1 pseudogene is annotated in these 277 nt (G+C 70.8%); it reads right to left on the minus strand.

What is annotated here, in order from left to right:
- A pseudogene (locus CVH10_RS20030) lies at positions 1 to 277 on the minus strand (hypothetical protein); the annotation flags it as partial.

The raw sequence follows: 277 nt of genomic DNA on the forward strand, positions 1-277 counted from the left end.
GGGACGGACGGCATGATGACGCCGGTATCCTTGCCATAGGCGTCCCAGGCGGCGATCAGCACTTTCAGCCGGGCCGGTTCGCGCGCGGCGAGGTCGTTCGTCTCGCCCGGGTCGTCGGCGATGTTGCACAATCGCCACGCGTCGCCGAGGTTCACCGCTTTCCCGTCACCCTGCCGCACGGCACGCCGCCCGAACAATTCGCTGCCGATCGCCTCGCCGGGCGCGTGGACCCGATCGACCGCGCCAGTCAGATAGGGGCGCCAGCTGCGCCCGCGCA

This window comes from Halomonas sp. ND22Bw, assembly GCF_003011945.1.
Taxonomy (GTDB): Bacteria; Pseudomonadota; Gammaproteobacteria; order Pseudomonadales; family Halomonadaceae; genus Halomonas; species Halomonas halophila.